Raw genomic sequence first — 9,290 nt, 5'->3', positions numbered from 1 at the left:
TAAATTGTGTAAAACACTTGACTGGAGGTAAGAAAAGTTAGAAAGTTTACTCTTTAGCTTTTGAGGTGATTTTTTTAAAAAGGGATACGGTTCTTATGATCAAAAGGAGTTTCCTTACAATATTTTCAATATCTTACGCTTTGCTTATGCATGTATTATAGGGTACGATAGGTTTATCTTAATGTAATAAAGGTGAATGATCGAATGAATGAACGAAAACGACAAGTATTGTTGACAGCACAACGACTTTTCATAGAAAAAGGCTTTTCAGCCACTTCTGTCCAAGACATTTTAGAAGAATCTACTATTTCTAAAGGAACCTTCTATAATTACTTTTCATCTAAGAATGAGTGTTTAATTGCTATCTTAGAACATGTAAACGACGAAACCTTTATTCGAAGAAGAGAACTTCTAATTGGACAAGATCCTTCAGATAAGCAGGTATTGGCTGAACAAATAGCGGTACGTATGCAAGTAAATAAAGAACAGAATCTATTCATGCTTTTTGAAGCAATTTTCCATTCAGGTGATGAAGAGTTAAGAGATTTTGTAAAGAAAAATCATTTCAAGGAGTTATTCTGGCTTCGAAACCGAATTGTTGATGTATATGGACATTTAGCGACGCCCTTCGCATTAGATGCGGGCGTACTATTACTAGGTATGATGCAGCATATTAATCATATTGGTTCAACATCTTCTCAGCATTTAGGCAGTATTCAGGAACTCATTCAATATGTCATTCGGCGATTAGATGCTATTATTCCACATTTAATAGAAACCAATGATCAACTTTTAGGTGACGAATCATATACTATCTTAACAAATAATATGGATGATACGGTCTATACTAGCCAAGAAATTGCGGAACAATTGGAAGGTTTTCTTAGCAATCTTAACCGCGGACAAACGGAGCGTGGCAAAGAGTATATTCTCTTTTTATTAGAGGAATTAGCAAAAACATCCCCACGGTTTTCTCTTATTGAATCAATTTCTCGCTCGTTTATGGAAACATTTGCAGGTACTTCTGATGAATCAGAAGCCAGAGAAATTGCCTCAAAAATATGGAGTTATCTTGACAACCATTAAGATTCGTTTACGGGGAATATTATATGTTCCTAACTCATAGCAAATAACTAGGCATTGCTCCGCGGGGACAACTTGAGTAGCTGAAGATAGCTACAAAATAGCTATGGCCCTGCCCTGGCCTTCCGAAATAAAGGTTCTTATCATACTCATACCACTAGAACTTCCCATCGCCTGTAAAGCTCGACATACTAGTAGAAATAAATAGTTTGGGGAGATAGGAGCTAGTATTGAAGCCAAGGAAACTATTGTAAGCTCTGCCATAAATAATCGTTTTGACCGAACATATCGCTTGCTTAGTTTTCCCATTATGGGCTGTCCAGCTGCACTTACCAAATAAAGAAACAGAGATAAACCAGGAGCATCTAAGTAAGTGAAGTTAAAATCATGTTGAAGTCGTGTCAATGCAATCGCAATCATGGCGGAGTTTAATGGATATAATAATATCCCCAATCCAATCGTGATGTTAAATAAGCCTCATTTATGTTTCACCCCTGACATGCCAATCACCTATGATAGAAATTTTAACGAAGAATATTTCTATCATAGGTGAAAACATTGTCTGGGAAAAGCATTTTAACTTAACTAAAGTTGGAACACGAACCATTAATTCAGCTCATTCAATCGGTTTTGTAAATTACTAAGTTCTTGATTCAATTGGACCATCATCTCTTCCATTGCTTGTTTTCTTGGTAAATGTTCCGAAATATAAATTGGCTTCCCGTAAATAATGGAAGGCTTTATTCGTTTAAAGAGGTCTGTAAAATTATTAGGTCCTTTATATGCTACAGGAACAATCGGTACTTTTGCATGTCCAGCAATAGTTACAGCACCTCTTTTTAATGGAACCTCTTCACTTGTTCTTGTTCCACTTGGAAAAATACCTACCACTTTCTGCTCAGCAAGCAGCCTTCTCGGAACTTTAATCGTACTTGGTCCTGGGTTTTCACGATCAACAGGAAATGCATTTAACCGTTCCATTAGCCACTTTAATAACTTTGATTGAAATAATTCTTTTTTTGCCATGTAATGAATTTTCTTAGGAAGCATAGAAACACCTAGCCACAAGATATCCACCCAGCCTGTGTGGGTACAAGCAATAACAAATCCACCAGGTATCGCTGCATTCTCCTTCTGATAAACGTTTATTCTTCCAAATAAACTTAAAATTATTTTTAATAAATATGCTGCTAAATAATACAATACGATAACCCCCTTGAATAACTTATATTTCATTTTAACACAAAGTATTAGAACCAGGTACTAAATATTTGAAAAATAGATACCCCAGCCCTTGAAACTGACTGAGGCTAAATGAAGAAATGCTTATTTATAATATAGAATATAATATAACAGCAATGAACATTGCCGCCATAGGCAAAATGACACTTAAATAAAGTATTGGTGTATATGCTCGTTTATGGGATTCTCCACAAATAGTACGGACTGTTGTAACAACATAACCATTATGCGGCATGGAATCAAGACCTCCTGAACCAAGAGCAGCTAAACGGTGCATTGCACCAGGGTCTAATCCCTGACTCATATAAATTGGAGCTAAAATCGGAAGAGCGATTCCGAGCCCTCCTGAAGCAGATCCAGTAATGGCACAAATAATTGAAACACCTAATGCTAATCCTAACAAGGGTGGTCCTGGTAAATTAACAAGACCATTTACTAATCCATCAAATGCAGACACTTGAGCCGCAACACTACCAAAACCTACGACGCCACATGTATTTGACAATGCCACAAGTGCATTTTGTGTTCCGACAGCTAGTGAGTCCCAGAATTCCTTTAAGAAACGATGCATGGTTAAACATGCAACATTGATTCCTACAGTCATTGCTATTAACAACGCTGTAGTTGGATTCATGAATTGACCTAAAATATTTAAAATAACAATCACCAAGACTAATGGAAGAATTGAAACAATGATATTTGGCAAGTCTGCCTGCTTTTCTTCTGTTTGTTCTTGTGCTAAAGCAGCTGCCAACTCTTCATTTGCTTTGATTGGAGAAGCACTTGGCAACGCGAAATCTTCTCCTTTCCTCGATGCTTTTCGCACCATGGAACCAAGCCATAAACCGCCTACTACCATGATAAAAATCCCCATTAACAAACCTATCCAACCACCAGCTGTTGGAGTTGTTCCAAAGAATTCAGTAGGAATAATATTTTGGATCTCTGGTGATCCAGGTGATGTCATTGTAAATGAGATCGAGCCAAAAACAAGCGCCCCCGGGATAAATCGATGAGGTAAATTTGCTGCACGGAATAATGAAACAGCAATTGGATAAATAGCAAAGCCTACAACAAATAAACTCACACCACCATAAGTCATAATTGCAGCTGCTGCCACAACTGCTAGTACCGCACGTTTCTCTCCTATTACTTTCTTGATCCATTGTGCAATGCTTTCTGCTGATTTCGTTTCTTGCATGATTTTCCCAAAGATTGCACCAAGCAAAAATACCAAGAACCAAGATGCAAAATAACTAGTAAACCCAGACATATAATTATCCATTAACGCTGTTTCCAGATTAAGTCCACCAGTGATTGCAATTACAATCGAACAAAGGATAGCAGCAATAATGATATTAATTCCTTTCATCGTTAAATAAATGAGTAATACTACCGCCCCAATTAAACCAACCATACCAAGAACATCCATAATCGACACGCTCCCTTACGATCTATTTCATAACATTATCTGTTGAATAATTGTAATCGAAACAAATTCGATATAGTGATTCAATTTCTAATCTGGTTGGAACCTTTGGGTTATTTGCTGGACTGCCACTGTCAAGTGCATCTAATGCCATCTTTTTGATAACGCTTTCATAAGATCTCTCATCAATTCCCCAACCACGTAAATTCGGAATTTGTAACTCCTTACATAAGCGTTTAACCTCATTTACTGCAATATCCGCAGCAGTTTGATTATCGACCTTCTCTTTAGTAGGAACAAAAAACCTCCCCAAATCAGCTAAACGTTCCCTACAATGTTCTTGGCTAAATTCTAGCACTGCTGGTAACAACATTGCATTGGAATAACCATGAGGTACATGGAACAAAGCTCCAATTGGTCTTGACATCCCATGAACCAAGCATACAGATGCATTCGTAAAGGCAATCCCTGCTTGTAGTGCACCTAATGCCATTGCTCCCCTTGCATCTAAATTCTCTCCATGTTCATAAGCTGCTTCAATATGGTCTACAATTAATTTCATCGCTGAAAGGGCCAATGTGTCTGTCATAGGTTGTGATTGTCTTGAAATGTATGCTTCTATCGCATGACTGAGGGCATCAATACCGGTTGCTGCGGTAACATGCTTTGGAGATGAAATCGTTAATAGCGGATCAACAATAGCAACTTCCGGCATAAATGCTGGCTGTTTAATCATCATTTTCACATCGTTTGCTGTATTGGTTATAACAGTGGCATCCGTAGCTTCAGAACCCGTTCCTGCAGTAGTCGGTATCGCGATATGCGCAATAGGTGCTTTCGTTATTGTTTTGTTTCTGTTCCTATAGTCCCCAATATACCCACCATTTGCAGCCAGTACAGAAACGGCTTTCGCAGTATCAATACAACTCCCGCCACCTATTGAAATAATTACATCACATGATTTCTCCTCCATTAACTCTAGGGCTTCTGTAACAAATACATCAGTAGGTTCAGATGCCACCCCAAGATATGTAACACTCTCTACTTTCGCTGTTGCTAAATAATCACGTACATTACTGATGTATCCAAGGCTACTCATTACTTCATCACTAATAATTAAAGCTTTGCTTCCGTAATGAGCAGTCTCTTCACCTATCCGTTCTAAGGCAGATCTCCCATAATGAATGGTTCTTGGCATTCGAAAAACAGCAAGCATGTCCAACTTCCTTCCTCCCCTAATAAATTTTATATACTCTTGAGTTTACAAGCGAAAATCATGCCAGAAAAATATCCTTCCTCTACCTACCTTTACGACTACTATTTGACAACTGTATTGTAGTGACTACACGACGATTCCATTCTTTTACTACACTTAACAGTTGACGACTGACCATATCAATTACATAATTTCATGGCTACTCCTATTTTATGAATGGCAAGATTTTTTATGAGATAAATAGATTAGTTGTAGCTTCATTTAAAAAATAAAAACGGAAGAATGACTTCTTTCATTCTTTTGGCATACGCTCATACTGCTTCAATCAATTGTATAAAACGGAACGACAGCATCCTGCCACGTTCCTCATCCACTTTGTTACATACGAATACCACGCCAGAACACTTCCCATATACGCTCTGCATGATGTTGTAATGTCGGATAATCATAAAAGATGATTTCATTGGACAATCCCTCGAGTAAACAAAAATAAGTATGAGCGATTTGCTTTGCTTCTAGATCTTTACTAATTTCTCCTACCGTTTGGCCGTTTTCAATCTCTTTAACTAGGATACGTAACGCTTCCTCTTCACTACGTTCCAGATATGCAAATAACTCCTTTTCTAAATTCTGCGGAGGGTATTGAACGAAGCGATTATAGAATTGAATACTTGCATCGTCGCTTACTAGGTCCTTTACATGAATCATAAAAGATTGATAAAGACGTTTCTCACTCGATTGTTCGTTATTATCGATAGATTGTGCTATAAGATGTACATACTCATTTGTAATTTTTTCTGTTACATCTAAAAACAACGTTTCTTTGCTCGTGTAATGGGCATATAACGATGACTTTTTCAGCCCAACTTTTTCCGCTATTTTTGCCATTGATGTTCCCTCATAGCCATACGCGGCGAACAGTTCCATACTTTCAAGTAATAGCTTTTCTTTTGTTTGCATTATTTTCCTCCTTTGACAAACAATAATTGCTAGGTTAAAATTTTAAAACGACCGTTCGGTAGTTAATGTAAAATGACTATAACATGATACCTAAAACATGTAAAGCTACCCTACGTAGAAGAATCAGATTTTATTACTTCGGAGGATTTGCGTTATGTCACCATTATTTATATTTAATAATCGAATCTTTGTTCTTTTATTCGCATCTAGTATATTCGCTGTTGTTGGGTTTAGTATGTTTTTAACCACTACGACTTGGTATGTTATCACCGATTTAGGATCTGCTGGAACACTTGGGCTTGTGCTCATCGCTGCCACCGTGCCTCGTATCCTTATGATGGCCTTCGGAGGATTACTTGCAGATAAATATAAAAAAACAACAATTATGTTTAGTACAAATCTTATTCAGTCGATATTATTGTTAATTATTTTTATACTTGTATCGCAAGACAACATGACGTTAGCGTTACTGCTAATCTTATCCGGCTTGTTTGGAATGCTCGACGCTTTCTTTGGGCCAGCTAGTTCTTCCATGATTCCAAAAATTGTTGATCGTACACTTTTACAACCAGCAAATGCTGTTTTTCAAGGTGTAGATCAAATATCATTTGTAATTGGGCCTATTCTTGCAGGCTTCCTGATGGAACAAGTAAGTGTGTCTGGTAGTTATTTGGTTGCTACAGGATTGGTATTCTTATCAGCGGTATTAATCTTTCCACCGTATATTAAAGAATCGCCTGTTGAAAAGGGAACAAAACAGACCCCTTTGCAAGATCTAAAGGTTGGTTTTTCTTATATTCGTCATTCAAACTTTTTATTAACAGGGTTACTGGTTTTAATTATCCTTAATTTCTTTGTATTTGGAGCACTTCATGTCGCTATTCCGTTACTTGTAGATGCTTATGGTGGAACACCTTTAAATCTAAGTTATATGGAAGTAAGCCTTGGAATTGGGTTAGTTGTTGGTACTGGATTTCTTAGCATGATACCAATAAAACGAAGAGGAAAAACCTCTCTATCCGGACTGGTATGCGCTTTAATTGCCTTTATCATTTTTAGCTGGGTTCCTAACTTAATACTATTAACCGTCGTTGTATTTTTTATTGGTTTGTCTATGTCCTTTGTATTTGTGCCATTTTTTACTGCCGCACAAGAAACAACCGATATTCATGTAATGGGGCGGGTGATGAGCTTAATTTTCCTAGCAATGAATGGGTTTGATCCAGTAGCATATGCACTTGTTTCTGGTCTAGCTGCTATCCAAATCCCTATCCAATTCATCTTGTTTGGATTGGGTGTAATTGGACTGATGATTACAATCGTATTGTTCTTCACATCGAAACCCTACCAACAGGTTTAGTTTTGATTGAGTAGTATTGCTTGAGGTATGGATTCTGTATTTCATACCTCTTTTTTATTTTAGATGTAGAGCTTTACAGATTGTCCTGTAAATGAAGGATAGTGAGAGTAATAGCCGCTGAAAGTTGACATGATTTTCTTAAAGTGATAATCTAAATCTAATTAAAGATAAAGACACTCTTTAATAACCTTAATACTGCAAGGAGGACATAATGAAATATTCGAAAGCTACTAACTACGCCCTGCACACGATGGTGTATCTACTTCTTCTTCCTAAGGGAAAAACAATAGGTGTCCAGCGTTTGGCGGAAATACAAAATCTATCACCTACTTATTTGTCAAAAATCTTAACAAAGCTTGCTAAAGGTGGACTGATTGAATCGACACCTGGAGTTAAAGGTGGTTATCAAATTTCTAAACCGAAGAATGAAATTTCATTTCTAGATGTAATTACTTCCATCGAGGGAGACTCCAATTTATTTAGTTGCTCGTTGAATCATAATACAGATTGTCTCATTGAACGTGTGATGATCGATGCCGAATATAATATGAAAAATGAGCTTAATAATAAGTTTTTAATTGATATTGCTAATACAATGGAAGACAAATGCACCGATAATATTATTTGAAAAGCAAATCATGAAGCCTAGGAGGTTGAATATGAACCATAAAAATCATTCCAAACCCTTTTCAAATATAGTATACGATTTAGATAATCCTAAAAGAAGAGAATCTTTCCCTCTAGAAAGATTATTAGACATGCTACCCATCAAAAGGACAGATACTATTTTAGATGTAGGTGCAGGTACCGGCTATTTAACAATTCCAGCAGCAAACCTAGTAGATGGCCAGGTATACGCACTAGATATAAATCCTAAAATGTTGGAATTGATAAAAACCAAAACCGAAAAGGACACTATTGAAAATGTTCATACCATCCGAGGAACAATCGATAATATACCATTAGCAGATGCCTCTATTGACATCGTCCTAGCATCCATTGTTTTACATGAGGTTCAACCACTATCCAACGCATTACAGCAAATAAAACAAGTGCTTAGAGAAGATGGTTATTTCGTATGTGTGGAATTTGAGGAGAAAGAATTTTCTCCAAATGGACCACCAAGAATCTCATCATCGGATATGGAGCAAGCATTAATAAATGCAGGCTTCCATATAACTGAAAAGTTTTCCCCAAATGAATTGTTATATATCATTATTGCTAAAACTCCATTCAAAGCAACATAACCCATGTACGGAGATCGGTTGTATCTCTATTTTTTATTCACCCCCTAAACAGAACATACATTTTGTTGTACAATATAAAAAGCTGTTTTCCACAAGATAACGATTGGAAGGGGTGAAAACATGAACGGTACAGCACATGCAGCAATTGGAGCAGCAACAGGATTTATTGTAGCAAATAATGTTCAAGGGACTCCTTCTGAAACACTCTTACTCGTCGGATTAGGAACCGTTTCTGGATTAATACCAGATCTTGATATTGATGGAAAATTAAGAGGAAAAATTACCTTGTCTCATAAGATGTTTCGCACCGTTGCACAGTTCATTGGTATATTACTTATTTGTTATAGCTTTTATGAAGGAACGGAAAATGAGCGATTCATCGGTATGGGGATTGGATTAGGTTTACTAGCCTTATCCTCTTCCATAAAACAACGCCATATGCTAACAATTACAGGAATTGGTGTATTAGCAGGCGGAATATCCTTGCAAGAAATATGGTTAATGCTGTTAGGAATTTACATACTTATTGCCTCCTTTGTAGCTCATCGAAGCTATACACATTCGATTCTAGGAGTTATTTTTTTTGGATTTATTGCTTCTAAACTAGAAACTTCTCTTGCAATAGAAGGTGTTTATTATACATGCATTATCGCTTATATTAGTCATTTGATTGCTGATAGTAAGGTGTTACCATTTAATAAACGCGGGGTTAAACTTCTTCTGCCAATTTGGTCCAAGGATTTTTAAAAAAAC

At 36.8% G+C, this 9,290-nt stretch carries 10 protein-coding genes; 5 read left to right on the top strand and 5 right to left on the bottom strand.

Features of this window, described 5'->3' with window-relative positions; translation table 11 throughout:
- Positions 1-204 precede the first annotated feature (204 nt).
- Positions 205-1,086, top strand: coding sequence for a TetR/AcrR family transcriptional regulator (locus M948_RS40970; protein WP_021292438.1), 882 nt, complete (start codon positions 205-207; stop codon positions 1,084-1,086).
- A 90-nt stretch (positions 1,087-1,176) separates the two neighbouring features.
- Here the strand turns inward: M948_RS40970 and M948_RS44070 are convergent, their stop codons facing one another.
- The 5 genes from M948_RS44070 to M948_RS40945 form a co-directional block, all read right to left on the bottom strand.
- The gene (locus M948_RS44070) at positions 1,177-1,536 is read right to left on the bottom strand and encodes an MFS transporter (RefSeq protein ID WP_038245549.1); all 360 of its coding nucleotides are present in this window, start codon (positions 1,534-1,536) and stop codon (positions 1,177-1,179) included.
- Positions 1,537-1,689: 153 nt separating this feature from the next.
- Entirely contained in the window at positions 1,690-2,286 is a 597-nt protein-coding gene (locus M948_RS40960) for a lysophospholipid acyltransferase family protein (RefSeq protein ID WP_021292436.1), read from the bottom strand.
- Between the two features lie 127 nt (positions 2,287-2,413).
- Positions 2,414-3,757: a GntP family permease gene (locus M948_RS40955; RefSeq protein ID WP_021292435.1), complete on the bottom strand. Its 1,344-nt coding sequence runs from the start codon at positions 3,755-3,757 to the stop codon at positions 2,414-2,416.
- A gap of 22 nt (positions 3,758-3,779) precedes the next feature.
- Positions 3,780-4,976 (bottom strand): iron-containing alcohol dehydrogenase, encoded by a 1,197-nt coding sequence (locus M948_RS40950; RefSeq protein WP_021292434.1) that lies wholly within the window; start codon positions 4,974-4,976, stop codon positions 3,780-3,782.
- A 372-nt stretch (positions 4,977-5,348) separates the two neighbouring features.
- Positions 5,349-5,930: a TetR/AcrR family transcriptional regulator gene (locus tag M948_RS40945; RefSeq protein ID WP_021292433.1), complete on the bottom strand. Its 582-nt coding sequence runs from the start codon at positions 5,928-5,930 to the stop codon at positions 5,349-5,351.
- 154 nt (positions 5,931-6,084) lie between these two features.
- On the opposite strand from M948_RS40945, the gene M948_RS40940 reads away from it, so the two are divergent.
- From M948_RS40940 to M948_RS40925, 4 genes are all read left to right on the top strand, one after another.
- On the top strand, positions 6,085-7,290 hold the full coding sequence (locus tag M948_RS40940; protein ID WP_021292432.1) for an MFS transporter: 1,206 nt from the start codon (positions 6,085-6,087) through the stop codon (positions 7,288-7,290).
- Positions 7,291-7,501: 211 nt separating this feature from the next.
- Positions 7,502-7,918 (top strand): RrF2 family transcriptional regulator, encoded by a 417-nt coding sequence (locus tag M948_RS40935; protein ID WP_021292431.1) that lies wholly within the window; start codon positions 7,502-7,504, stop codon positions 7,916-7,918.
- Positions 7,919-7,949: 31 nt separating this feature from the next.
- Positions 7,950-8,537 (top strand): class I SAM-dependent methyltransferase, encoded by a 588-nt coding sequence (locus tag M948_RS40930; RefSeq protein ID WP_021292430.1) that lies wholly within the window; start codon positions 7,950-7,952, stop codon positions 8,535-8,537.
- Between the two features lie 120 nt (positions 8,538-8,657).
- Positions 8,658-9,284: a metal-dependent hydrolase gene (locus tag M948_RS40925; RefSeq protein ID WP_021292429.1), complete on the top strand. Its 627-nt coding sequence runs from the start codon at positions 8,658-8,660 to the stop codon at positions 9,282-9,284.
- Positions 9,285-9,290 lie beyond the last annotated feature (6 nt).

It is taken from the genome of Virgibacillus sp. CM-4 (genome assembly GCF_000445495.1).
GTDB classification, from domain to species: domain Bacteria; phylum Bacillota; class Bacilli; order Bacillales; family Amphibacillaceae; genus Virgibacillus; species Virgibacillus salexigens.
Note: the sequence above shows the minus strand (reverse complement) of the source record. Positions and strands in the feature narration are given on the sequence as shown.